The sequence below is a fragment of the Chromobacterium fluminis genome (assembly GCF_011602385.1).
Classification (GTDB): domain Bacteria; phylum Pseudomonadota; class Gammaproteobacteria; order Burkholderiales; family Chromobacteriaceae; genus Chromobacterium; species Chromobacterium fluminis.
Genome location: NZ_JAAOMA010000006.1, coordinates 89,664 through 113,608 on the forward strand (window position 1 = coordinate 89,664; position 23,945 = coordinate 113,608).

A 23,945-nucleotide genomic window follows, 5' to 3' on the forward strand; every position below is an offset into this window, starting at 1 on the left:
TTGTACCGTATTCGCCACAGAGATGCGAGCACTTATTTGCCAAACAGGCCGACGCAGCCGGCGGCCGACGCGAGCGGACGGCACAGCCGCTTGCAACAACATGGTTCGAAGCGATTCAAATCGCAACGATTTCAGGGTAGAATCCCGGATTCCCATAGAGCCGTAATCTCATGACCAAGTACATCTTCGTAACCGGCGGTGTGGTGTCCTCCCTGGGTAAGGGCATTGCCGCTGCGTCCATCGCCGCCATCCTCGAGTCTCGCGGGCTGAAAGTCACCATGCTGAAGCTCGATCCCTACATCAACGTTGATCCGGGCACCATGAGCCCGTTCCAGCACGGCGAGGTGTTCGTCACCGAAGACGGCGCGGAAACCGACCTCGATCTGGGCCACTACGAGCGCTTCATCCACGCGAAGATGAAGAAAAGCAACAACTTCACCACCGGCCAGGTGTACGAATCCGTGATCACCAAGGAGCGCCGCGGCGACTACCTGGGCGGCACCGTGCAGGTGATTCCGCACATCACCGACGAGATCAAGCTGAAGATGAACGAAGGCGCGGCCGACGCCGATGTCGCCATCGTCGAGATCGGCGGCACCGTGGGTGATATCGAATCGCTGCCCTTCCTGGAAGCCATCCGCCAGATGCGCTCCAACCTGGGCCGCAAGAACACTCTGTACGTGCACCTGTCCTACGTGCCCTACATCGCCACCGCCGGCGAGATCAAGACCAAGCCGACCCAGCACTCGGTGAAGGAGTTGCGCGAGATTGGCATCCAGCCGGACATTTTGCTGTGCCGGATGGACCGCGAGCTGCCGGAAGATGAAAAGCGCAAGATCGCGCTGTTCTGCAATGTGGAGGAAAACGCCGTGATCGGCTGTTACGACTCCGACTCCATCTACAAGGTGCCGGCCATGCTGCATGGACAAGGCATCGACAACATCATCGCCGAACACCTGCAACTGGATCTGCCCAAGGCGGACCTGGCGGTATGGACTCGCATCATCGACGCGATCGAACACCCGGACCACAGCATCAACATCGCCATGGTCGGCAAATACGTTGACTTGACCGAGTCCTACAAGTCGCTGACCGAAGCGCTGAAGCACGCAGGCATCCACACCCGCACCAATGTCAACATCATCTACGTGGACTCCGAGGAAATCGAACGCGACGGCGCCGATTCGCTGAAGGACATGGACGCGATCCTGGTGCCGGGCGGCTTTGGCAAGCGCGGCGTGGAAGGCAAGATCAAAGCGGTCAAATTCGCCCGTGAAAACGATATCCCCTACATGGGCATCTGCCTGGGCATGCAGATCGCGCTGATCGAGTATGCCCGCGATGTGGCCGGCATGGCCGGCGCCAACTCCACTGAATTCGACCTCGACACCGATTTCCCCGTAGTGGCGCTGATCGACGAATGGGTCAACCACGACGGCAAGGTGGAAAAGCGCGACGAAAACTCCAATCTGGGCGGCACCATGCGCCTGGGGGGCCAGCAGTGCGACCTGGTTCCGGAGTCCCTGGCGGCCAAGATCTACGGCGGCGGCGAGATCGTAGAGCGTCATCGCCACCGCTACGAAGTCAACAACTACTATATTCCGCGCCTGGAACAGGCCGGCCTGACCATCAGCGGCCGCTCCGCCGGCCATGAGAAGCTGGTCGAAACCATAGAGCTGGCCAAGCACCGCTGGTTCTTCGCCTGCCAGTTCCACCCGGAATTCACCTCGACTCCGCGCGACGGCCACCCGCTGTTCATCTCCTACGTGAAAGCGGCGCTGCAATACCAAGCGGACAAGCAAGGACCCAAGGCATGAAACTGTGCGGATTCGAAGTCGGCCTCAACCAGCCGCTGTTCCTGATCGCAGGCCCCTGCGTGATCGAGAGCGAACAGATGGCGCTGGACACCGCCGGTCAGCTCAAGGAAATCACCACAGAGCTGGGCATCAACTTCATCTACAAATCGAGCTACGACAAGGCCAACCGTTCCTCCGGTTCCTCCTTCCGCGGTTTCGGCATCGATGAAGGCCTGCGCATCCTCTCGGAAGTGAAACGCCAGATCGGCGTGCCCGTGCTGACCGACGTGCACAGCGAAAATGAAATCGTGCAAGTCGCCAGCGTAGTCGACGTGTTGCAAACGCCCGCCTTCCTGTGCCGCCAAACCGACTTCATCCGCGCCGTCGCCCAGTGCGGCAAGCCGGTAAACATCAAGAAGGGCCAGTTCCTGGCTCCTGGCGACATGAAGAACGTGATCGACAAGGCCCGCGCCGCCGCGCAAGAGGCCAACCTCGAACCGGACAGCTTCATGGCCTGCGAACGCGGCGTGTCCTTCGGCTACAACAACCTCGTATCCGACATGCGTTCGCTGATGATCATGCGCGACACCCAGTGCCCGGTGGTTTACGACGCCACCCACTCGGTGCAGCTGCCCGGCGGCCAAGGCACCTCTTCCGGCGGCCAGCGCGAATTCGTGCCGGTGCTGGCGCGCGCCGCGGTGGCGTCCGGCATCGCCGGCATCTTCATGGAAACCCATCCGGACCCGGCCTGCGCAATGTCCGACGGCCCCAACGCCTGGCCCTTGCCGCGCATGAAGGAACTGCTGACCACGCTCAAGGCGCTGGACGAGTTGGTCAAGCATAATCCTTTGCCGGAACACACCCTGTAACCGGCAGGCGCAGATCGCAACCGGCTCCGGCCGGTTGCTTGCCCTCCGCCCGAACACAACCAGCCTTTGAAGGAAATGTAAATGAGTTCGATCATCGATGTGGTAGCTCGTGAGATTCTGGATTCGCGCGGCAATCCGACCGTGGAAGCAGACGTATTGCTGGAGTCCGGCGTCATGGGCCGCGCGGCGGTGCCCAGCGGCGCCTCCACCGGCGAAAAAGAAGCACTGGAACTGCGCGACGGCGATAAAAGCCGCTATCTGGGCAAGGGCGTGTTGAAGGCGGTGGAAAACATCAACACCGAAATCTGCGAAGCCATCATCGGCCTCGACGCCAGCGACCAGGCCTTCATCGACAAGACCCTGATCGAACTGGACGGCACCGAAACCAAATCCCGCCTCGGCGCCAACGCGCTCTTGGCCGTGTCCATGGCGGTGGCCCGCGCCGCAGCCGAAGACGCAGGCCTGCCGCTGTACCGCTATCTGGGCGGCGCAGGCCCGATGGCCCTGCCGGTTCCGATGATGAACGTGATCAACGGCGGCGCCCACGCCAACAACACCCTGGACATCCAGGAATTCATGATCATGCCGGTGGGCGCGCAAACCTTCCGCGAAGCGCTGCGCTGCGGCGCGGAAATCTTCCACAGCCTGAAGAAGATTTGCGATCAAAAAGGCTACGCCACCACCGTGGGCGACGAAGGCGGCTTCGCGCCCAACCTGAATAGCCATGAAGACGCGATCAAACTGATCCTGGAAGCCATCGACGCCGCCGGCTACGTGGCCGGCCAGGACGTGATGCTGGCGCTGGACTGCGCCTCCTCCGAATTCTACAAGGACGGCAAGTACCACCTGACCGCCGAAGGCTTGCAGCTCACTTCCGAGCAGTTCACCGACTACCTGGAAACCCTGGTCAACAACTACCCGATCCTGTCGATCGAAGACGGCATGAGCGAGCACGACTGGGACGGCTGGAAGCTGCTGACCGAGCGCCTGGGCTCCCGCGTGCAGATCGTCGGCGACGACCTGTTCGTCACCAACCCCAAGATCCTGGCCAAGGGCATCGAAGGCGGCCTCGCCAACTCGCTGCTGGTCAAGGTCAACCAGATCGGCACGCTGTCGGAAACGCTGAAAGCGGTTGATCTCGCCAAGCGTTCCCGCTATACCAGCGTTATGAGCCATCGCTCTGGCGAAACCGAAGACAGCACCATCGCGGATCTGGCCGTTGCCACCAACTGCATGCAGATCAAGACCGGCTCGCTGTCTCGCTCCGACCGCATGGCAAAATACAATCAGTTGCTGCGCATCGAAGAAGAACTGGGCGACGCCGCCTACTACCCGGGCAAAGCTGCCTTTTACCACCTGAAGTAATCGTATGCGCTGGCTGACCCTGACTCTGGTGACAGTAATACTGGCCTTGCAATGGCCGTTGTGGTTTGGAAAAGGTAGCTGGCTCAGAGTCTGGCAGCTGGACAAGCAACTACAGGAACAGCGGGCGACCACCCAAAAGCTGGTGGCCCGCAACGCCGCGCTGGACGCGGAAGTGCGTGATTTGAAACAGGGGACGGACGCCATTGAGGAGAGAGCCCGCAATGAACTTGGCATGATTCGGAATGGTGAAGTATTTTTCCAATTGCTGGATCCGGTGAAGCCAACGCCTCGCTAAATATCCGCCCGGACCGCACTGTAGAGCTGAACAGACAACAAGAATGACGTCCGGTCTAAAAAAGTCCAAGGTTTGGGCAATGACAACACAAAACCCCATCGAAGTCGCACGAGAAACGCTCAAACAGCTGACGGTGCGCAAGCTGTTGCCGACGCCGGAAAACTTTGAGCGGGTCTATCACGAGCTGACGCAAACGCCGGTCGATCGCGACAACAAGCTTGCCGTGTTGTTGCTGCGCGCACTGGAAACCCTGCCCCAGGAAAGCGTGCAGGCCAAAGTCACTCTTACCCGCCTCAAGCAAGTCTGCGACGAAAATCGCTGGGAACAAGCTCCGCAACTGATCATCGACTTTCTGCGCGCCTCTCTCAGCGCCAGTCAGCAGCAGCATAGTTGGGGCACGCTGATCCAAAATCTGATCCGAAACTGGGATCTGCGGCTGCCCAATATGCCGCAGCACCACAAGCAGTCCACGCTGGAACGGGTGCTGATCAATTACGGCAACCAGCCGGACGAATTGAACCAGAAACTGGCCACGCTGATCCAGAACTGGACTCAGTCCGCGCCGCCGTCCAACAGCAACGGCGCGGCAAGCTCCGACTCTCCCGTTCCGGCAGCCGGCCTCGACGAAGACGGCGCCGACGCGCCCAGCGACAGCTGGCTGGCCTGGCAACGCACGCTGAGCTTCGCGCTTAAGCACGGCCTGGAGCCGCGCCTGATCAACTATCCGGAATTGGTGGACGCGCTGGAAGCGTTGCTGGGCGAACTGAATCAGGTGGCCGATGACGCCACGCTCAACGCCTACATGCCCAAGCTGCGGGCCTTCATGATCAAGCTGGAGCTGCAATCGCAGCAAGACGACCGCTTGGTGTCGGCGATGACCAACCTGCTGCGTCTGCTGCTGGAAAACATCGCCGAGCTCAACCACACGGACATCTACCTGGTGGGCCAGGTTCATTCGCTGCAGGACATCCTCAGCCATGAGCCGCTGTCCATGCAGCAAGTCTACCAAATGGAGTCCAGTCTCAAGGACGTAATCCGCAAGCAAGGCCAACTGAAAACCTCGCTGGACGAGGCGGCCAGCTCGCTGCGCTCCTTGCTGGACCGCTTCATCTCGCGCTTGGCGATGATGACGGACAGCACCGACGACTTCCAGAACAAGATCAAGGACCACAGCACCCGCATCAAACAGTCGCAGAACGTCGAGGAGCTTGGCAGCATCATCGGCTCCCTAATGGAAGACACCTCGCTGATGCAACTGGACCTGACCCGCTCCCGCGACGAACTGTTGTCCGCCAAGGAGCAGGTGGAAGCCGCCGAACAAAGAATCGCCGAACTGGAGACCGCGCTGGAGGCCGCCAGCGCCAAGGTACGCGAAGATCAGTTGACCGGCGCCTTCAACCGTCGCGGCCTGGCGGAGCATTTCCAGCGCGAAATCAGCCGCGCGGAGCGCACTGGCGCGCCGCTATCGGTCGCCCTGCTCGACGTGGACAACTTCAAGCAGCTGAACGACAAATACGGCCACCTGGCCGGCGACGACGCCTTGAAATACCTGGTGGACACCATCAAGCACAGCCTGCGCCCGGCCGACATCGTCGCCCGCTTCGGCGGTGAGGAATTCGTGATCCTGATGCCGGACACGCCGGAGGAAGAAGCCGTCGCCACCGTGCAGCGGCTGCAGCGTGAACTCACCAAGACCTTTTTCTTGGCCAACAACGACCGCCTGCTGATCACCTTCAGCGCCGGCGTGGCCAAATGGCATTTGGGCGAGCAAGAGGCCGACGTGCTGGAACGCGCCGACCAAGCCATGTATCAAGCCAAACTCAACGGCAAGAACCGCGTGCACTCGGCGGAGGAGCAGCCGCCGTCTCTGATGGCGCCGCAGCTATAAACCGCGTTTAGACATCCTCTCGGCGGCGGCTAGCTTCCGCCGCCTTTTTTCGTCTGTTTTCCGGCCTCGGCGCGTTGACGCCGCACCGTCTTGGGGTCGGCGATCAAGGGGCGGTAAATCTCCACCCTGTCGTGCTCGCGCAGCGGCGCATCGTCTTTGACCGCCTTGCCGAAAACACCCAGTTTCAAACTCTCCGCCGCCGATTCTGGGAGGCGCGCCAGCAAGCCGGACTGCTCCACCGCCTGACGCGCCGTTGTGCCCGGCGCCACCCGCAAAACCACCAGTTCCTGACGCTCTGATAGCGCCAACGCCACTTCCACCTGCAAAGCTTCAGTCATCGCCGTACACCTTGTCCGCTTCCTTGATGAAGGCGTCCACCAGCGTGCCTGAAATATGTCCGAACACAGGGCCGATGATCATTTCCAGTATCTTGCTGGAAAACTGATAGCTGAGCCGGAACTCCACCTTGCAGCCGATCTCGCCCAGAGGCATGAAACGCCAGCGCCCCTCCAAATGCTCGAACGGACCATCCACCAACTCCATCAGAATGGCCTCGCCCGCTTGATTGGTGTTGCGAGTGGTGAAGTGCTGCTTCACCTTCAGGTAATCGATGTGCAAGCTGGCCACCACCTGATCGCCCTCGCGCGACAACACCTCGGCCTTGCCGCACCAGGGCAGGAACCGGCTGTAATGCTCGATATCATCCACCAGCGCAAACATCTGCGCCGGCGTATGCGCCACCAACACGCTTTTTTCAACCACCTGCATCCATCGCTCGCTTATCGTCTCCGCTGCCCCGTCCCTGGCCGGGAAATCGTCGGCATCGGTAAAAACCGCAAGTTTAACAAAATCCGGCGCACCCTACCCGGCCGCATCCCGGCTTCACGCCAAAGCGCTGTGTTTTCATGGCTTTGGCAAGCAGCCCGCTTCTGATACAATAGAGGATTCATTCAAAAAATATCCCGTAGGCGACATGAGCATCATCCAGAACCGCAAGGCCTTCCACGACTACTTCATCGAGGAAAAGCTCGAAGCCGGGCTCGTGCTGGAAGGTTGGGAGGTCAAGGCCATCCGCGCCGGCCGCGTCCAACTGAAGGAAAGCTACGTGGATTGGAAAAACGGCGCGTTCTGGCTGATCGGCTGCCACATCACGCCGCTGCAATCCGCGTCCACCCACGTCAAAGCCGATCCGGTGCGTCCGCGCAAACTGTTGCTGTCCCAAGAGCAGATCAACCGCTTCATCGGCAAGGTGGAACGCGCCGGCTACACCATGATGGCGCTGGACCTGCACTACACTCGCGGCAACATCAAGGTGGAAGTGGGTCTGGCCAAAGGCAAGAAGCTGCACGACAAGCGCGACACTGAAAAAGACCGCGAATGGCAGCGCGAGAAGCAGCGCTTCATGAAAAACCAGCGTGGAGCCGCCTGATGAACCGCAGCGCGGCTTTGCCCATCGTGCTGATTTGCCTGGGATCGGTCTGGTTCCTGAAAAGTACCTCGCTGCTGCCCAACACATCCACCCTGCTCGCCTTGCTTCTGGCCGCCGCCGGAGTCTTGCTGTTCGTCGTGGACGGTTTCAACAAATCCACCCTGGTCACCAGCCCGCTGCTGGTCTACGCCGGCGGCGCGATCTACCTCTACGACAATCTGGGCCTACGCCCCAGCCATCTGCTGTCCTTCGGCATGATCGTCGCCGGCCTGCTGATGCTGCTGGCCCGCAGCGAGCACGTGCCGGAACGCAGCCGCCGGTTCCGGCTGCCGTCGAGGGACGGCGAACAATGAAATCAGGCCTGGGCCGCCGCGCGCTCAGTCTCCTGCGACACAATCTCAATCATCATGGCCGCACGGCCCACAACATTTCCTGAAGGATAGGCATGGACAAAGTCCTCATTCTCGATTTCGGCTCTCAGGTCACCCAACTGATTGCCCGCCGCGTACGCGAAGCTCACGTTTACTGTGAGCTTCATTCGTTTGACATGCCGCTGGAAGAAATCCGCGCCTTCGCGCCCAAAGCCATCATCCTCTCCGGCGGCCCGAACTCGGTGTACGAATCCGACTACCAGGCCGATCCGGCGCTGTTCGAACTTGGCGTTCCCGTGCTGGGCATCTGCTACGGCATGCAGTTCATGGCCCAGACCTTCGGCGGCAAAGTGGAAGCCGGCGACAAGCGCGAGTTCGGCTACGCCCAGATCAAGGCTCGCCACCACTCCAAGCTGCTGGAAGGCCTGCAAGATCAGGTGGACGACGCCGGCAACGGCTACCTCGACGTCTGGATGAGCCATGGCGACAAGGTCACCGGCCTGCCGCCGGGCTTCAACCTCATCGCCGAAACCCCGTCCTGCCCGATCGCAGCCATGGCTGACGAAAGCCGCGGCCTCTACGGCGTGCAGTTCCATCCGGAAGTGACCCACACCAAACGCGGCACCGAAATGATTCATCGTTTCGTGCTGCACGTAGCCGGCTGCAAGCCCAGCTGGACCATGCCCAACTACATCGACGAAGCGGTGAAGAAGATCCGCGAACAAGTGGGCGATGAAGAAGTCATCCTCGGACTGTCCGGCGGCGTGGACTCCTCGGTAGCCGCTGCGCTGATCCATCGCGCCATCGGTCCGCAACTGACCTGCGTCTTCGTCGACCACGGCCTGCTGCGCCTGAATGAAGGCAAGATGGTGATGGAAATGTTCGCGCAGAACCTGGGCGTGAAAGTGGTTCACGTGCAGGCGGAAGCCGACTTCATGAGCAAGCTCGCCGGCGAGAGCGATCCGGAGAAGAAGCGCAAGATCATAGGCGCGGAATTCATCGAAGTGTTCGACCGCGAATCCGGCAAACTCAGCAACGCCAAATGGCTGGCTCAAGGCACCATCTACCCGGATGTGATCGAATCCGCCGGCGCCAAGACCAAGAAAGCCCACACCATCAAGAGCCACCACAATGTGGGCGGCCTGCCGGAAGACATGAACCTCAAGCTGCTGGAGCCGCTGCGCGAGCTGTTCAAGGACGAAGTGCGCCAGTTGGGCGTCGCGCTCGGTCTACCGCACGACATGGTCTACCGCCACCCCTTCCCGGGCCCGGGCCTGGGCGTGCGCATCCTTGGAGAAGTGAAGAAAGAATACGCCGACCTGCTGCGCCAGGCCGACGCCATCTTCATCGAAGAACTGCGCAATACCGTGGACGAGAAGACCGGCAAGAACTGGTACGAGCTGACCAGCCAGGCCTTCGCCGTGTTCCTGCCGGTGAAATCGGTGGGCGTGATGGGCGACGGCCGCACTTACGATTACGTCGTCGCGCTGCGCGCCGTGGTCACCAGCGACTTCATGACCGCCCACTGGGCGGAGCTGCCATACAGCCTGCTGGGCCGCGCGTCCAACCGCATCATCAACGAGGTAAAGGGCATCAACCGCGTGGTCTACGACGTGTCGGGCAAGCCGCCGGCAACGATTGAGTGGGAATAAACGCCCTTCTATCAACCCCGGCCCGGCGCCGGGGTTTTTTCTTGCCCGCGCCCGCCATAATTTATGCCGTTAAAATGCAATTGACTATCGCCACATTTCCCGACACGCGCTAAACTGGCGGCATGTTTGCCATACCGCCATATTCGCATTGCCTTAAGCAGATCCGAGCCCCCCGACTAGCCGCCGTCGGCGCGCATTGAATCCGACTCCAGCCTCTCCTCCGCCGCCATCCCAAAACCCTCATGAACGCCATCTCCACGCCTGCCTCCGCACTTTCACGCACCGACTACCGCACCCTGGGACTGGCCGCATTGGGCGGCGCGCTAGAAATCTACGACTTCATCGTCTTCGCCTTCTTCGCGGCCACGCTCAGCCACCTGTTCTTCCCGCCGCAGATGCCGGAATGGCTGCGCTTGCTGCAAACCTTCGGTATTTTCGCCACTGGCTATCTGGCTCGCCCGCTGGGCGGCATGCTGATGGCTCACTTTGCAGACCGCCTGGGTCGCAAGCGCATGTTCAGTCTCAGCATGCTGATGATGGCCGGCCCTTGTCTGCTGATCGGCCTGCTGCCCACCTACGCCCAAATCGGCTATCTGGCGCCGCTGATGCTCTTATGCCTACGGCTGCTGCAAGGCGCGGCGGTGGGTGGCGAGGTGCCCAGCGCCTGGACCTTTGTCGCCGAACACGCGCCGGCGCGCCATCGCGGCTACGCGCTGGGCCTGTTGCAAGCCGGCCTGACCATGGGCTATCTGCTGGGCGCGCTGACCGCCACCCTGCTGGCCGAAGTTTTCAGCCCGCAGCAAATGCAGGACTACGCCTGGCGCATTCCGTTTTTGCTCGGCGGCCCGCTGGGCCTGTTCGGCGTCTGGCTTCGCCGCTGGCTGAATGAAACGCCGGTGTTCCTGTCCCTGCGCTCTCAGCGGCAGGAGCGCGCCTACCCGTTGTTGGAAGTGCTGCGCTCGCACCGGAGCACTCTACTGCCGGCCGCGCTGCTGACCTGCGTGCTGACCTCGGCCGTCGTGATCCCGGTCGTGGTCACGCCCACTTTGCTGCAACAACACTTCGCCTGGCCGGCCAAGGACGCCTTCGCGCTAGGCAGCCTCGGCATCGTGTTTCTGAACATCGGCTGCGTGATCGCCGGTCGCATCACAGACCGCGTCGGTCCATTGCGCAGCCTGATCCTCTACAGCCTGCTGCTGCCCGTGGGCGTCGGCCTGCTCTACGCCAGCCTGATCGGCGGCTGGCGCTGGCCCGGCGTCGCCTACGCTGTCGCAGGCCTGTGCTGCGGCATCGTCGGCGTGGTGCCCTCGGCGATGATCAGTCTGTTTCCCGCGGATATCCGCGTCTCCGGCATCGCCGTCACCTACAACATCGCCTATTCGCTATGGGCCAGCGCCGCACCGCTGCTGCTGATCGCCGCCGCCCCTTGGAGCCCTTGGGTCTCAGCCTGGTTCAGCCTGGCCATGGGCGGCGTGGGCCTGTTCGCGGCCAGCCGCTTCCGCGCGCCTCGCGTTCCACATTGGGAAAACGTAGCCTACAGCCGGATTTGACGCAGGCGAAACCGGTGAAATCCAGTGTTTGACGTCATTGGCCCAGCCTGATAGGTTCATGGTAGCCAGCTTGATTGCTGCACCGCGAGAGTCGTGCCCTCGCGGAGTTCCCATTTCACTTTCACCAGGAGATCTTTATGTCCAATGCCGCTGCAATCGCCAAGGAAAAAGAACAATTACTGGATGACGTGCGCCAGGTTCTGGTCAGCACCGAAGAGCTGATCGACGCCTCGCTGGACGACGGCAGCCAGAAAAGCAAGGAAATCCGCCAGCGCGTCAGCGAGAAACTAAAAGTGGCCAAGGCCAAGTTGCTGGACGCCGAACAAGTGGTGGTCGGCAAGGCCAAGGTCGCCGCCAAGGCGACAGACCAATACGTGCATGAAAACCCGTGGAAATCGATCGGCATCGCCGCCGGCGTCGCCTTCCTGCTGGGCATGCTGGTTTCCCGCCGCTAAGGCATGCCGCAACGCCAACCCCCGCCCCGTCCCGGCAGCCTGCGCTCCTTCGCCGGCGGGGTGGTTTCCCTACTGCTGACCCGAGCGGAGTTGCTGTCGCTTGAAGCCCAGGAGCTGAAAGACGACATCATCGGCAGCCTGTTCACCGGCATGCTGGCGCTGATCCTCATCGCCGTAGGCCTGACGGCCGGGCTGCTGTTGGTCTGGACGCTGACTCCGCCGGCTCAGCGTGCCTGGGTCCTCGCCGCTTGCGCGCTGTTGTTCTGCGGCGCCGGCGTCTGGTTGGGCTTCAGCTTACGCAGACGCCTTCGCGACCAAGGACCCGCCTTCGCCACCACCTTGGAAGAAGTGCGCAAGGACTGGGCGGCTCTGGGTGGAGGAGACGCTCCGTGAACCCAAGGGACCGCGCCATCAAGAAACAGTTGCTGGTGATGAAGGGCGAAGCGCTCAGAGTGAAACTGCGCCTGGAATTGGGCACTCTGCGGCGCCATCCTCTAGGCGTAGCCGGGGAAGGTCTGAAAGCCTGGAGCCGGCAGCGCGGCCTCGGCAAAATTCTGGCCACGCTTGGCAGCCTGCTGCCGCCCGGCGGACGACTGCAATCCTGGCTTGGCAACGGCGCGCGGCTATGGGCGCTGTGGCAACTGGGACGCCGGCTCTGGCGCAACCGCTGATCAAGCCTGGACGTTCACGCCCCCGCCGGCCTCTGCCTCAACGTGGACCTGGACGTCCATTTCTCCGTTCTCCGCGATTTCCCCTGTCGCCAGCATCTTCTCGATACCGGCCATATCCTTGTCCATCTCCTTGATCATCTTCCGGAGTTCCTGATCCGCTTGCAGCTGGCGCGTCTGCTGCTTGAGCCAGTTTTGCAGCTGCTTCAGCTTCATCATGATGTCCTGAATCACAGGGTCTCCCGCCACCGGATTGCCGCCCCTCGTCCGCGGCGCGGCGCCATCGTCGCGAGCCACGCCTCCCGCGTTCTTGTCGCCGTTGGCGACAGCCGCGTCGCCGTGCGCGTCGGCGGCCGAGGACGCTTCCCCCTCCCCGTCCTTAGCCTGCCGCGTCTCGTCCTCCGCCGCGGCGGCTTGAGCCTGAACCTGGGCCGCGGCGCCGGACGCGTCTCCGCCGGCGTCCGGCGGCTCGGGCACGGCCGCATCCGAGGCGGCCGCGCTTGCCGCCGCCGCATCGCCGCCCACGCTCACCGACATCATGGAATCGGCTGCGTTTTGCGTCATGCTGGCCACTAACTGTTTCAACTCCTTGACCGCGCGGGCCAGTTCCGCCGCCAACGCTTTCAAGCTTGCCTTGTCTCGGCCCGCCATCTGCGCCATCTTCAGCAGCATGTCCACCTTCTTCTTCAGCATCTCCTTTTGCATGCCATCCACTTCGGGCGAACGCTTGGGCAATGGCCGCAAAGTCACTTTCAATTGCTGCATGAATTTACCCAAGCTTTGCTGCAAAGAGGATTGCAACTGCTGACGCGCCTGTTGCGCCGGACTAGTCGGCCAGGGAGAGGGATTTTCGACGGCAGCCCGGACCTGCGCGGACTCGGCGGCAGAAGCTTGCGTCGCGCCGCCGGCAGGCCGCTTGGCCTGAGAGAGCGCATAAGAGGCTGAGTAGGGCTTTATCACGGACATATAAGAAAAAACCTATGGTTATGACATTCTATCGACCGTGTAAGGGATTTCTTTACGCTAAAATCGACATCATGCAAGACAAACCCGTCCCGCCCGCAGAAACCATCGCGAGCAGCTCGCCGCTGGCCTCGCCTCCTCTGCCGCCCGCGGCCATCGCCTGGCTCGCCGAAATCGGCATTATCGACACAGACGCCCTGCGACAACGCGGCTCCGTCCTGGCTTTCTTGCAATTGAAAAGCCTCGGACGCACCGCCACCCGCAAACTGCTGTTCGCGCTGGAAGCCGCCTGCCGCGGCATTCATTGGAACCAGCTTGAGGACGAGGCTAAAGACGCCTTGCTGCGACAGCTCGCCGCGCACCCGCCCGTGGCCGCCCCGCCGTCCGACTCCGAAATCGCCCGCCATCTGACCCAAGCCCTGGAACTGGCCGCCCAAGCCGGCCTGGAAGGCGAGATTCCGGTGGGCGCAGTGGTTGTCCGACAAGGCGAAGTGATTGGACGCGGCTACAATCAACCTATAGGCCGACACGACCCCAGCGCCCACGCCGAAATCATGGCCATGCGCGACGCGGCCGGCCTGTTGGGCAATTACCGCCTGGACGGCTGCGATCTATACGTGACGCTGGAACCTTGCCTGATGTGCAGCGGTGCCATCATGCACGCTCGCATCGCTCGCGTGATTTACGGCGCGCCCGACGCCAAGACCGGCACCGCCGGCAGCGTGCTGGACGTTTTCGCCGACAGCCGTCTCAATCATCACGCCGCGGTGTTCGGCAAACAGCAAGCGGACGCCTGCGCGCAACCGTTGACGGCGTTTTTCCAAACCCGTCGGAAAGGCTGATGCCATGCTGCGACTGATGCTCGCCCTATCCCTGAGCGCGTCCGCTTTCGCCGTGGACATGGAAGATGACGCCTCGCTAATAATGGATCCGCTGGCGGCGGCTGCCTTCGCCGCTAGCCAGCAAACCGCCGCGCCCTTGCTGGACACCCACCCCAATCCTCGCCATTACGGCACGCCATGGATTCTGGTTGGCGTGCGCAGCCAGACCCTGCGCCGTTACGACGGCTGGGGGCTGCTGCAGCGCGAATACCAAGTATCCACCGCGCGCAACGGCGTGGGAGAAGTTAGCGGCAGCTACCAGACGCCGCGCGGCTGGCACCGGGTCTGCGAGCGCATCGGCGCCGGCGTAGAGGCCAACACCATTATTTTTCGCCGTAAAGTGACGCCCTGGAAGTACACGTCGGAACTGCACGCTCAGTACCCGAACAAGGACTGGATCCTCACCCGCATCCTGTGGCTGTGCGGCGAAGAGCCGGGAAAGAACCAAGGCGGCGAGGTAGACAGCTATAATCGAGCCATTTACATTCACGGTGCCGGGGATCATGTGCCCTGGGGCACCCCCAGCTCCCTCGGCTGCGTCCGCATGAAAAACCCGGACGTAATCGAACTGTTCGACGCCACCGACAACGGCATTGATGTCCTGATTGATGAGAACGCCTGATGCATTCCGCGCTGACCCTGACCACGCCCGCCCTGCTGTTTCCCGCCATCTCCCTGCTGCTGCTGGCTTATACCAACCGCTTTCTCGGCCTGGCCGGCATCATTCGCAACCTGTATGAGGAGTACCGCGACAGCCAGGATCCAAAAATCCTGCGCCAGATCGGCAATTTGCGCACTCGCATCACCTTGATCAAATGGATGCAATGCCTGGGCATCGCCAGCCTGTTTCTATGCACCGTGGCGATGTTTCAGGTCTATACCGGCTGGCAAGCCTGGGGGGAGCTGACTTTCGGCATCAGCTTGCTGTGCATGATCTGCTCGCTGGCGGTGTCCTTGATCGAGCTGCTGCGCTCGTCGGACGCGCTCAACATCCTGCTGTCCGATCTACAAGCGGAATACGACAAGCGGCGCTAAGAACCTGTTCAAAGCCTGCCACGCTGCGGCGGAATAGTTAGACAAGGGGTTGAAAACAACTTCGAAATGCTCATGCGCCGCTTGAACATTCCGCTTTCAGCTGTTTTCGCCTTGCCCCCTCTTGCTCGCGAAACCGTGAACGGCTTTACACTGGACGCCGTGCCACCAGCAGACTTAACGGCATACTGACTTGGCGTGCTTGCCCGCCATCGCCCCAAGCGCGGGCGATGCGGCCGGAGGCATCGTCCAGCACATGCTCGCCCAAAGTCTGCTTGCACAGCTTGCTGGCGGAAAGCGTGTTGAGAAACCCCAGATATTGCTCCAGCGTCCAATCGCACCCAATCGCCAACTCCGGCGTTTCAAGCGTAGGCAGCGGGCAGCCCGCCGTGCTGTAGCCGTCCCACAGAATCTGGCAGCGGCTGGACCAGAACGGCTCGATGATGGAAGTCAAAATCGCCGCGGCGCGGTCCACCTCAGGGGAAACCCGGCATAGATGATAGCCCCAGGCGGCGAATACTCCGCCCGGCTTGAGCACTCTTCCCACCTCCGGCCAGAACGACGGGAAATGAAACCAGTGCAACGCCTGCGACACCGTGATCAGATCGAAAGCGGCGTCGTCAAAGGGCGTGACCTCGGCCGGACACTCCCGGTAATACACCTGATTATGCGCCTCGGCCTGGCCCAGTTGCGCGGAGCTGATATCGGTGGCGTCTACCCGCGCGAAGCTCTCCCCCAGCCTCACCGCGGTCTGGCCGTTGCCGGTCGCGCAGTCCCAGGCCCGTTCACGCTCGGGACACTGCGGCAACAACCACTGATACAAGGCCTCCGGATAAGCCGGACGAAACCGGGCATATAAATCCGAATACAGGCTGAAAGTAGCAACGGAATTGGATAGCATGTTTGCTCTCTACAATTGCTGTAGCTTTCCATTAGATGACAGCCTAGACCGTCATGTCCATTCGTCATAACAGACGTTCACAATATATTTCAGCCCAGCCGCATTCTCAAGCCGTCCGCGGCGCGGGTAAGGGAGCGAATTCAACGCGCCCACCGATAAAATGCTTATATCATAATTGACATGCAATCACCAGCCGTCGCGACGGCATCCGCAGCCAGGTTTTCAAAACGCACCGACAGAAATGAAACAGGCAGGAATGAAGAAACCAACAACTTGTGGCCGTCGGAAATGCAAAAAGCCCGCGTCAGCGGGCTAGTTGCAGTTCAGAAGCGGGATTGTGGTGCCGGTAAGAGGAGTCGAACCCCCGACCTTCGCATTACGAATGCGCTGCTCTACCAACTGAGCTATACCGGCACATCACTCCGCCCTGAAGCAGAGCGCGTAATAATAAACAGTTTCCGTCGATTTGAAAAGAGGTGGCGGTCATTTCCAAATATCCGATTTAACTTATCCGCGCTCCAATGCAAAAACCCTGAATTCAATGATTTGAATTCAGGGTTTTGAATCTGGTCGGAGTGAGAGGATTCGAACCTCCGGCCTCTACGTCCCGAACGTAGCGCTCTACCAGGCTAAGCTACACTCCGTTTACTGCCTCCGGCGCAGAGCGCCGAGGAGCAGAAATTTACTACATCCGATGTTTTCTGACAAGCTTTTTCTATTTGACTGGTCGGAGTGAGAGGATTCGAACCTCCGGCCTCTACGTCCCGAACGTAGCGCTCTACCAGGCTAAGCTACACTCCGACGACCATCTAAAAGCTTGTCTGAAAACCGCCCCGCTGCCGTCTTGGCTGCGGTACAATCTGTGGCATCAGAGGACGCGCATTATGGAACAAATATGTGGTTTAGGCAACTATCTTTTTACCGTTTGAATCAAGACGACGCCCCCAACAACGAGCAGCTTTCCGCCGCGCTGGAAAAGCGTCCATTCCAACACTGCATGGGTCTGGACTGGTTCAGCGAGGGCTGGGTGCCCGCCGCCGGCCATCTGGACGCGCCGGTTTACGCAGTGCGCGGCTGCCAGATGGTGTCGCTGCGCCGCGAGGACAAAGTGCTGCCCTCATCGGTGATCCGCGATTTCGTCGAGCTGAAAGTCGCCGAGATCGAAGACAAAGAACTGCGCAAGGTGGGCCGCAAGGAAAAGCTGGCGCTGAAAGAGCAGATCACCGACGACCTGCTGCCGCGCGCCTTTGTGCGCAGCAGCCGGATGAGTGCCTATCTGGACACTCGCCGCGGCTGGCTGATGGTGGATTCGGCCGCCGCCAGCAAGGCGGAGGCGCTGGTCTCCAAGCTGCGCGAAGCCTTGCCCCCCTTCCCCGCCGCGCTACCGCGCACCAAGATCGCGCCACATACCGCGATGACGGACTGGCTGGCGGCCGGTGAAGCGCCGGCCGGCTTTGAGCTGGATTCCGACTGCGAGCTCAAGGACAGCGGCGAAAACGGCGCGGTGGTGCGTTGCGCGCGCATCGATCTGACCGCAGACGAGATTCGCCAACACATCGCCACCGGCAAGCAAGTGACCCGGGTTGGCCTGATCTGGCAGGAAAAGATCCGCTTCCAGCTGACCGATATGCTACAGCTGAAGCGGCTGCAGTTCCTGGACCTGCTGCAGGATGAAGCCAGCCAGGCGGGCGATGATAGAGAAAGCCTGTTCGAAGCCACCTTCACCCTGATGAGCGAAGAATTGGGCGAGCTGGTGGACGCTTTGGTCGCCGCGCTGGGCGGATTGGAAGAAGCATCCAGCCCGACAGCCGCTCCTGTGACGAACAACACCCCCGCCGCCGTAGATGAAAACACGGCGGAAGTGCCCTGGGATTGATCCTCATTCCGCCCCGCAAGCAATGCTCTTACGGGGCGGTATTTTCCTCTCCCAGCCTCCCTCCTCCATTCTTGAGCGCCGCACCCATAGCAATTGGCTAAGCAAAAACGAAAAACAATCAATTTCACAAATAAAAATCGCTGAGCGATACTGTGGACAATCAAGTAACGGAGATCCCGATGAAACCCGTTAACTGGCAAGCGCTCTGGCTGGAATTGTGCGCCAACTTCGCCTGGCTGCAATAAGCACAGAACCCCTGACAGATACACAGCTTTTCGTGGCTCGCCTCTCAGAACCTGTTCAAAGTCTGCTGCGCTTCTTGAAGCCTTGCACGGGGAGTACAAGCTTCAAATGCTCATGTACCACTTGTACACTCCGCTTTTTCGCTCGTTTTCGCCTTGTCTCGCCCTAGCTCGCGAGACTTTGAACAGGCTCTCAATTGCAGGCCGTCCTTTGCTCCGACCGCTCCACAATGGAGCGTTTATTTTGACATTTAATTAATAATGATTATCATTCAAATACAGGAGCGTCAAATGACCATGTACCGACACCAGCTGAGAAGGTTAAAGCGGCAGCCGCTAGCCAGCAGGCAAGACAAGCGCAATTGGCGACGCATCGCGGGCTTCCTCATCTTCATTGCAGGCTGTGCCATTCTGCTTGCCGGATTAAGTTAGTCCCGCCCCTCCCCCCAGGCACCTCATCGCTAAATTGTTTCCAAATAGTAAACAATAAAACCAATAAACTGCGGTTTATCAGAGAATCGGCGTAGCTTAAGCTGAAGCATCTCTTGAATGAAAGCTTCAGCCATGACCGCTCGCCTACCCGCGCTGTTCATCTCGCACGGCGCCCCCACCTTGGTGCTTGAAGACAGCCCAAGCCGTCACTTCATCTCCCGACTGGGAACGGAATTGCCCCGCCCGCGCGCCATCGTCATCGTTTCCGCGCACTGGGAAACTCGCGGCCTGGTGGTCAATCACAACCCCAATCCGGAAACCATTCACGACTTCTACGGCTTCCCCGAGGCCTTGTACCGCCTGAGCTACCCCGCGCGCACCGATGCGCCGCTCTGCGCGCGCCTGCATGAATTGTTCGCCGCAGCCGGTCTTCCGGCGCAGAGCACCGAACAGAGAGGATTGGATCACGGCGCCTGGACGCCTCTGATGCTGATGTATCCACAGGCGGATATTCCCATCGTCAATCTGTCGCTGCCGCATCAAGCGCCGGCATCCGAGTTGATGCGCATAGGCGAAGCGCTGCGCCCGCTGCGCGACGAGGGCGTTCTGATCGTCGCCTCCGGCAGCTATACTCACAATCTGCGCGCGCTGGCGCCGGAAGGCTCGGAACCGGCGCCGTGGGCGCTGGCCTTCCGCGATTGGCTGGACTTGCAGTTGGAGACCGGAGCGCATGAAGCCTTGGCGGACTGGCTGCGGCTGGCGCCCGACGCGCGCCGCAACCACCCCAGCGACGAACATATCGCCCCCCTGTGGATTGCTCTGGGAGCCGGCGGCCGCGGCGCCAAGGCCGTCAAGCTGCACGACGACTGGCGCATGGGCAATCTGTCCATGGCTAGCTGGCGCTTCGACTAGCCGCCCGGCGGCGCGGCATCGTCGTCTTGATCCTTATCGTCCCAAGCCAGCGGCTTGACGCCGGCCGGCAGCTCCGGCGGCGGCTCGCGCCTGGCCAACCGGATCAGAATACCCAGCGCCGTCACCGCAGGCGCGGCGGCGATGATCACCCAGAACAGGGTGGAATGCATCAAATCCATATCCGCTCCCATGCAAAACGCCCCGGCCGGAGCCGGGGCGCGAGGGCTGGCCTGCCTGCGCTCAGCGTTGACGCAGCAAGCGCGCAGCGTCCAGCGCGAAATAGGTCAGGATGCCGTCCGCGCCGGCTCGCTTGAACGCGATCAGGCTTTCCAGCATGCACTTTTCCTCGTTCAACCAGCCGTTCTGGAACGCGGCCTTCAACATCGCGTATTCGCCGGACACCTGATAGGCGAAGGTCGGCACCCGGAAAGTGTCTTTCACCCGGCGGATCACGTCCAGATAAGGCATGCCCGGCTTGATCATCACCGCGTCAGCGCCTTCTTCCAGATCCTGCGCCACTTCCTGAATCGCTTCGTCCAGATTGGCCGGGTCCATCTGGTAGTTGTTCTTGTCGGCCTTGCCCAGATTGCCGGACGAGCCCAGCGCGTCGCGGAATGGGCCGTAGAAACCGGATGCGTACTTGGCCGAATACGCCAGGATTTTGGTATGGATGAAGCCTTCCTCTTCGAAAGCCTCGCGGATCGCGCCGATGCGGCCGTCCATCATGTCGGACGGGCCGAACATGTCCACGCCGGCCTCGGCGTGACAGAGGCCTTGCTTGATCAGGATTTCAGTGGTTTCGTCGTTGAGCACGTAGCCGCTATCGTCCATCACCCCATCCTGGCCGTGAATGGTGTAGGGATCCAACGCGCCGTCCGTCATCACGCCCAGCTCGGGAAAGCGTTTCTTCAATTCGCGCACCACGGTCGGCACCAGGCCTTCGGGGTTGTAAGCCTCTTGCGCGCTATTGTCCTTGCCCGACTCGATCACCGGGAACAGCGACAGCATCGGGATGCCCAATTCCAGCGCCTGTTCGGCGGTGTGCAGCAATTTGTCCAGCGTCTGGCGCGGCGCGCCCGGCATCGACGGCACTTCCACCACCCGATACTGCCCTTCCATCACGAATACCGGATAGATCAGGTCATTGGCGGTCAGCACGTTTTCACGCATCAGGCGGCGGGAGAATTCATCTTTGCGCATGCGGCGCATGCGGGTGGCGGGAAAATAGCGGTTGGCGAAAATCATGACAATTCCATTAGAAGGATCAGCCAGGCCATTGTACGCCTGTTGCCGCCGCCCCGCAGCGGATGCCGGCCGGTAAAACAGAGTGTTCTGAATTTTGCACGCTCGGCCTGCGGACAGCGCCGGACACCGGCGCCGTCCGCGTCCTCGTCAGCTCTTGCGTGGAGCAAGTTTGCCCTCATCCGCCTCGTGAGCAGCCTGCGCCGCCAATTCCGCTGCCAGATTGTCCTCCGCGCGCCGTCCTTCCCAGTAGGCGGCGTTGACGATGCCCAGTTTCTCCGGATGGAATACCGGGTCCAGCCCCTGCGCCTTCTGCGCTTCGTAATCGCGCAGACAGGCCAGCGCCGGTTTTTGCATGAGAATGATGGCGATGATGTTGAGCCAGGCCATCAGGCCCACGCCGATATCGCCCAACCCCCAGGCCAGATCCGCGGTTTTGACCGTGCCGTACACCGTGGCCGCCATCAGCGCGATCTTCAACACGAAGCTCAGCCAAGGCAGCTGGATCTTGCGGTTGATGTAGGCGATATTGGTTTCGGCGATGTAGTAGTAGGCGACGATGGTGGTGAAGGCGAAGAAAAACAGCGCCAGCGCGACGAAGATGGAACCGAAGCCCGGCATGATGCTTTCCATCGCGATCTGCACATAGCCCGGCCCCGCCGCCACGCCGGCGATGCCGGTGAACATGGCCTGGCCTTCTGGGCCCTGCACATTGTATTGACCCGTGATCAGCAACATGAAAGCAGTGGCGGAACAGACGAACAGGGTGTCGATATAGACAGAGAAGGCTTGCACCAGACCCTGCTTGGCCGGATGCGATACCGCTGCGGCGCTGGAAGCGTGCGGGCCGGTGCCCTGACCGGCTTCGTTGGAATACACGCCGCGCTTCACCCCCCACTGAATGGCTAGGCCGAGGATGGCGCCGAAGCCGGCCTCAAAGCCAAACGCGCTTTTCAGCACCAAGGCCATCACGCCGGGCAATAGCTCTATGTTCAGCGCGATGATCACGCAGGCGACGATGATATAACCCAGGGCCATGAACGGCACCACCGCGCCGGCGAACAGCGCGATGCGCTTGACCCCGCCGAAGATGATGAAACCCAGGATGATGGCCAGTACCGCGGCGGTGACGGTGGGCGCGATGCCGAAGGCGGTTTCGAGCGAGGCGGCGATGGAATTGGCCTGCACCCCTGGCAACAGCATGCCGGTGGCGACAATAGTGGTGATCGCGAACAGCCAGGCATACCACTTCATGCCCAGCCCCTTCTCGATGTAGAAAGCCGGGCCGCCGCGGTACTGGCCGTCTATTTTCTCCTTGTAGACCTGGCCCAGCGTCGATTCCACAAAGGCCGAACTGGCGCCTAGAAAGGCCACCATCCACATCCAGAAGATGGCGCCCGGGCCGCCGAAAGTAATCGCGGTGGCCACGCCGGCGATATTGCCGGTGCCCACGCGGCCGGCCAAGGTCATCGCCAGCGCCTGAAACGAGGACACGCCGCTGGCGCTGCTCTCGGTATTGAACATCAGCCGCAGCATTTCCTTGAAGTGGCGCAACTGCAAGAAGCGCGTGCGCACAGATAGGTAAAGACCCACGCCCAGGCACAGGTAAATCAGCGCCGGGCTCCAGATGACGCCGTTGACGGCGTTGACGAATTCATCCATGAAACTCTCCTTTGAGCGAAGCCGGGTGCGCTTCGCCTAACGGCGGACACCCGGATATTTTTATGTTCTCGCCCCGGAGCGGGGATCCGGAGCCCCTCCAAGATAAGGCCCTAGACCGGAACCCTCCAGATAATTCATTTTAAAAAAACGCTCATTACAACAAGTTACCCAAAAACATTTGACCAATAGACAAAAAAATGAAACAAAAAAAACGGCAAGCGCGCTCGCTTGCCGTTTTTGCGCCGACGACCGCGAAGGCCGCTCGGATATCGCTTTAGCCGAAGAAATCCTTCAGCTTGTCCATGAAGGACTTGGAACGCGGATTGTGAGTCGCCACATCTCCCTGGCTGATGGCGTCGAATTCACGCAGCAGCTCTTTCTGACGATCGGTCAGCTTGACCGGGGTTTCCACCACCACATGGCAGTGCAGGTCGCCGTAATCGGTGCCGCGCACCGCCTTCACGCCTTTGCCGCGCAAGCGGTAGACTCGGCCGCTCTGGGTTTCCCCTGCGATCTTGACCTTGGCCATGCCGTCCAGCGTGGGGATTTCCACTTCGCCGCCCAACGCCGCGATGGAGAAGGAGATCGGCATCTCGCAATGCAGGTCCATCCCGTCTCGCTGGAACACCGCGTGCGGCTTGATGTGGGTAACCACGTAGAGATCACCGGACGGGCCCCCGTTCTGACCCGGCTCGCCTTCGCCGGATAAACGGATGCGGTCGCCCTCGTCCACGCCGGGCGGAATCTTCACGTTCAGCGTTTTGTTGGTTTTTTTCTGGCCCGCGCCGTGGCAGCTGGTGCAGGGATCGGTAATCTGCTTGCCGGTGCCGTGGCAGGTGGGGCAAGTCTGCTGAATGGAGAAGAAGCCCTGGCTCATCCTCACCTGGCCGTGACCGCCGCAGGTGGAGCAGGTCTTGGGCTGGGTGCCGGGCTTGGCGCCGCTGCCGTGGCAGACGTCGCATTCTTCGTGCGAAGGGATGCGGATCTGCTTCTCGCAGCCGCGAGCGGCTTCTTCCAGCGAGATTTCCATGTTGTAGCGCAGGTCCGCGCCGCGATAGACGTTGGAGCGTCCGCCGCCGCCGCCGCCGGAACGTCCGCCGCCGAAGATGTCGCTGAAGATATCAGCGAAATCGCCGAAGCCTCCGAAGCCCGCGCCGCCGCCCGCGCCGGCTTGCGGATCCACTCCGGCGTGGCCGAACTGATCGTAAGCGCCGCGCTTCTGGCTGTCGGACAAAATCTCGTAAGCTTCCTTGACCTCTTTGAACTTCTCTTCCGCTTCCTTGCTGTCCGGATTGCGATCCGGGTGATACTTCATCGCCAGCTTGCGGTAAGCCTTTTTGATGTCGTCGTCGGAGGCGTCGCGATTGACGCCCAACACATCGTAGTAATCTTTCTTGGACATGTTCCTGTCTCTCTCAAAATTCAGCCTGCACGGGAAGCAAGCCCACTGCGCGGCCGGCCACC

The 23,945-nt window shown here is 61.0% G+C and carries 25 protein-coding genes and 3 tRNA genes; 17 read left to right on the top strand and 11 right to left on the bottom strand.

What is annotated here, in order from left to right:
- The first annotated feature begins 170 nt into the window (after positions 1 to 170).
- The 5 genes from pyrG (at position 171) to HA052_RS06380 (ending at position 6,213) form a co-directional block, all read left to right on the top strand.
- Positions 171 to 1,817, top strand: coding sequence for a CTP synthase (gene pyrG, locus HA052_RS06360; protein WP_166451262.1), 1,647 nt, complete (start codon positions 171 to 173; stop codon positions 1,815 to 1,817).
- Entirely contained in the window at positions 1,814 to 2,665 is an 852-nt protein-coding gene (gene kdsA, locus HA052_RS06365) for a 3-deoxy-8-phosphooctulonate synthase (RefSeq protein WP_081546064.1), read from the top strand. The genes pyrG and kdsA overlap by 4 nt, the downstream gene beginning before the upstream one ends.
- Positions 2,666 to 2,746: 81 nt before the next feature.
- Positions 2,747 to 4,030: a phosphopyruvate hydratase gene (gene eno / locus HA052_RS06370; RefSeq protein ID WP_081546062.1), complete on the top strand. Its 1,284-nt coding sequence runs from the start codon at positions 2,747 to 2,749 to the stop codon at positions 4,028 to 4,030.
- A 4-nt stretch (positions 4,031 to 4,034) separates the two neighbouring features.
- Complete coding sequence (gene ftsB, locus HA052_RS06375) at positions 4,035 to 4,325, top strand: cell division protein FtsB (protein ID WP_019103546.1); 291 nt, start codon at positions 4,035 to 4,037, stop codon at positions 4,323 to 4,325.
- 79 nt (positions 4,326 to 4,404) lie between these two features.
- The gene (locus tag HA052_RS06380) at positions 4,405 to 6,213 is read left to right on the top strand and encodes a GGDEF domain-containing protein (protein ID WP_166451263.1); all 1,809 of its coding nucleotides are present in this window, start codon (positions 4,405 to 4,407) and stop codon (positions 6,211 to 6,213) included.
- Positions 6,214 to 6,242: 29 nt separating this feature from the next.
- Here the strand turns inward: HA052_RS06380 and HA052_RS06385 are convergent, their stop codons facing one another.
- Both HA052_RS06385 and HA052_RS06390 read right to left on the bottom strand, forming a co-directional pair.
- The gene (locus tag HA052_RS06385; protein WP_166451264.1) at positions 6,243 to 6,551 is read right to left on the bottom strand and encodes an RnfH family protein; all 309 of its coding nucleotides are present in this window, start codon (positions 6,549 to 6,551) and stop codon (positions 6,243 to 6,245) included.
- The gene (locus HA052_RS06390; protein WP_081546056.1) at positions 6,544 to 6,981 is read right to left on the bottom strand and encodes a type II toxin-antitoxin system RatA family toxin; all 438 of its coding nucleotides are present in this window, start codon (positions 6,979 to 6,981) and stop codon (positions 6,544 to 6,546) included. The genes HA052_RS06385 and HA052_RS06390 overlap by 8 nt, the downstream gene beginning before the upstream one ends.
- Positions 6,982 to 7,186: 205 nt before the next feature.
- Between HA052_RS06390 and smpB the strand changes: the two genes are divergently transcribed.
- The 7 genes from smpB (at position 7,187) to HA052_RS06425 (ending at position 12,341) form a co-directional block, all read left to right on the top strand.
- Positions 7,187 to 7,642 (top strand): SsrA-binding protein SmpB, encoded by a 456-nt coding sequence (gene smpB, locus HA052_RS06395; RefSeq protein WP_081546054.1) that lies wholly within the window; start codon positions 7,187 to 7,189, stop codon positions 7,640 to 7,642.
- Complete coding sequence (locus HA052_RS06400) at positions 7,642 to 7,995, top strand: hypothetical protein (RefSeq protein ID WP_081546052.1); 354 nt, start codon at positions 7,642 to 7,644, stop codon at positions 7,993 to 7,995. The genes smpB and HA052_RS06400 overlap by 1 nt, the downstream gene beginning before the upstream one ends.
- Positions 7,996 to 8,081: 86 nt before the next feature.
- Positions 8,082 to 9,665 (top strand): glutamine-hydrolyzing GMP synthase, encoded by a 1,584-nt coding sequence (guaA, locus tag HA052_RS06405; RefSeq protein WP_141111161.1) that lies wholly within the window; start codon positions 8,082 to 8,084, stop codon positions 9,663 to 9,665.
- Positions 9,666 to 9,907: 242 nt separating this feature from the next.
- The gene (locus HA052_RS06410) at positions 9,908 to 11,215 is read left to right on the top strand and encodes an MFS transporter (protein WP_166451265.1); all 1,308 of its coding nucleotides are present in this window, start codon (positions 9,908 to 9,910) and stop codon (positions 11,213 to 11,215) included.
- A 137-nt stretch (positions 11,216 to 11,352) separates the two neighbouring features.
- The gene (locus HA052_RS06415) at positions 11,353 to 11,670 is read left to right on the top strand and encodes an ElaB/YgaM/YqjD family protein (protein ID WP_019103538.1); all 318 of its coding nucleotides are present in this window, start codon (positions 11,353 to 11,355) and stop codon (positions 11,668 to 11,670) included.
- 3 nt (positions 11,671 to 11,673) lie between these two features.
- Positions 11,674 to 12,063: a phage holin family protein gene (locus HA052_RS06420; protein WP_166451266.1), complete on the top strand. Its 390-nt coding sequence runs from the start codon at positions 11,674 to 11,676 to the stop codon at positions 12,061 to 12,063.
- Positions 12,060 to 12,341 (top strand): hypothetical protein, encoded by a 282-nt coding sequence (locus HA052_RS06425; RefSeq protein WP_081546044.1) that lies wholly within the window; start codon positions 12,060 to 12,062, stop codon positions 12,339 to 12,341. Before HA052_RS06420 ends, HA052_RS06425 begins: the two co-directional genes overlap by 4 nt.
- On the opposite strand, the gene HA052_RS06430 is transcribed toward HA052_RS06425, so the two are convergent.
- A complete protein-coding gene (locus tag HA052_RS06430; protein ID WP_166451267.1) occupies positions 12,342 to 13,103 on the bottom strand; it encodes a hypothetical protein in 762 nt (253 codons plus the stop codon).
- A 272-nt stretch (positions 13,104 to 13,375) separates the two neighbouring features.
- Here HA052_RS06430 and tadA point away from each other — a divergent pair, with 272 nt between their 5' ends.
- The 3 genes from tadA to HA052_RS06445 are packed head-to-tail and all read left to right on the top strand — an operon-like array spanning position 13,376 to position 15,217.
- Positions 13,376 to 14,143, top strand: coding sequence for a tRNA adenosine(34) deaminase TadA (gene tadA, locus HA052_RS06435; protein WP_081546040.1), 768 nt, complete (start codon positions 13,376 to 13,378; stop codon positions 14,141 to 14,143).
- A 4-nt stretch (positions 14,144 to 14,147) separates the two neighbouring features.
- Positions 14,148 to 14,804: a L,D-transpeptidase gene (locus HA052_RS06440; RefSeq protein WP_206118788.1), complete on the top strand. Its 657-nt coding sequence runs from the start codon at positions 14,148 to 14,150 to the stop codon at positions 14,802 to 14,804.
- Positions 14,804 to 15,217 (top strand): DUF2721 domain-containing protein, encoded by a 414-nt coding sequence (locus HA052_RS06445; RefSeq protein ID WP_019104308.1) that lies wholly within the window; start codon positions 14,804 to 14,806, stop codon positions 15,215 to 15,217. The genes HA052_RS06440 and HA052_RS06445 overlap by 1 nt, the downstream gene beginning before the upstream one ends.
- A gap of 145 nt (positions 15,218 to 15,362) precedes the next feature.
- Here the strand turns inward: HA052_RS06445 and HA052_RS06450 are convergent, their stop codons facing one another.
- The 4 genes from HA052_RS06450 to HA052_RS06465 all read right to left on the bottom strand — a co-directional run bounded on the left by HA052_RS06450 (position 15,363) and on the right by HA052_RS06465 (position 16,916).
- Positions 15,363 to 16,115 (bottom strand): class I SAM-dependent methyltransferase, encoded by a 753-nt coding sequence (locus HA052_RS06450; protein WP_081546035.1) that lies wholly within the window; start codon positions 16,113 to 16,115, stop codon positions 15,363 to 15,365.
- A gap of 338 nt (positions 16,116 to 16,453) precedes the next feature.
- Positions 16,454 to 16,529: transfer RNA gene (locus HA052_RS06455), tRNA-Thr, on the bottom strand.
- A 153-nt stretch (positions 16,530 to 16,682) separates the two neighbouring features.
- Positions 16,683 to 16,759: transfer RNA gene (locus HA052_RS06460), tRNA-Pro, on the bottom strand.
- 80 nt (positions 16,760 to 16,839) lie between these two features.
- Positions 16,840 to 16,916, bottom strand: a tRNA-Pro gene (locus HA052_RS06465).
- A 94-nt stretch (positions 16,917 to 17,010) separates the two neighbouring features.
- Here HA052_RS06465 and HA052_RS06470 point away from each other — a divergent pair.
- Positions 17,011 to 17,991 carry a recombination-associated protein RdgC gene (locus HA052_RS06470; RefSeq protein ID WP_166451268.1) on the top strand — a complete coding sequence of 327 codons (981 nt, stop codon included), beginning with the start codon at positions 17,011 to 17,013 and terminating at the stop codon, positions 17,989 to 17,991.
- Between the two features lie 806 nt (positions 17,992 to 18,797).
- Complete coding sequence (locus HA052_RS06475) at positions 18,798 to 19,577, top strand: DODA-type extradiol aromatic ring-opening family dioxygenase (RefSeq protein ID WP_081551083.1); 780 nt, start codon at positions 18,798 to 18,800, stop codon at positions 19,575 to 19,577.
- On the opposite strand, the gene HA052_RS06480 is transcribed toward HA052_RS06475, so the two are convergent.
- The 4 genes from HA052_RS06480 to dnaJ all read right to left on the bottom strand — a co-directional run bounded on the left by HA052_RS06480 (position 19,574) and on the right by dnaJ (position 23,883).
- Positions 19,574 to 19,756 (bottom strand): hypothetical protein, encoded by a 183-nt coding sequence (locus tag HA052_RS06480; protein WP_166451269.1) that lies wholly within the window; start codon positions 19,754 to 19,756, stop codon positions 19,574 to 19,576. The genes HA052_RS06475 and HA052_RS06480 overlap by 4 nt on opposite strands.
- Positions 19,757 to 19,817: 61 nt before the next feature.
- Positions 19,818 to 20,822, bottom strand: coding sequence for a porphobilinogen synthase (gene hemB, locus HA052_RS06485; RefSeq protein ID WP_166451270.1), 1,005 nt, complete (start codon positions 20,820 to 20,822; stop codon positions 19,818 to 19,820).
- A 147-nt stretch (positions 20,823 to 20,969) separates the two neighbouring features.
- A complete protein-coding gene (locus tag HA052_RS06490) occupies positions 20,970 to 22,481 on the bottom strand; it encodes an alanine/glycine:cation symporter family protein (RefSeq protein ID WP_166451271.1) in 1,512 nt (503 codons plus the stop codon).
- Positions 22,482 to 22,755: 274 nt separating this feature from the next.
- On the bottom strand, positions 22,756 to 23,883 hold the full coding sequence (dnaJ, locus tag HA052_RS06495) for a molecular chaperone DnaJ (protein ID WP_081551089.1): 1,128 nt from the start codon (positions 23,881 to 23,883) through the stop codon (positions 22,756 to 22,758).
- Positions 23,884 to 23,945 lie beyond the last annotated feature (62 nt).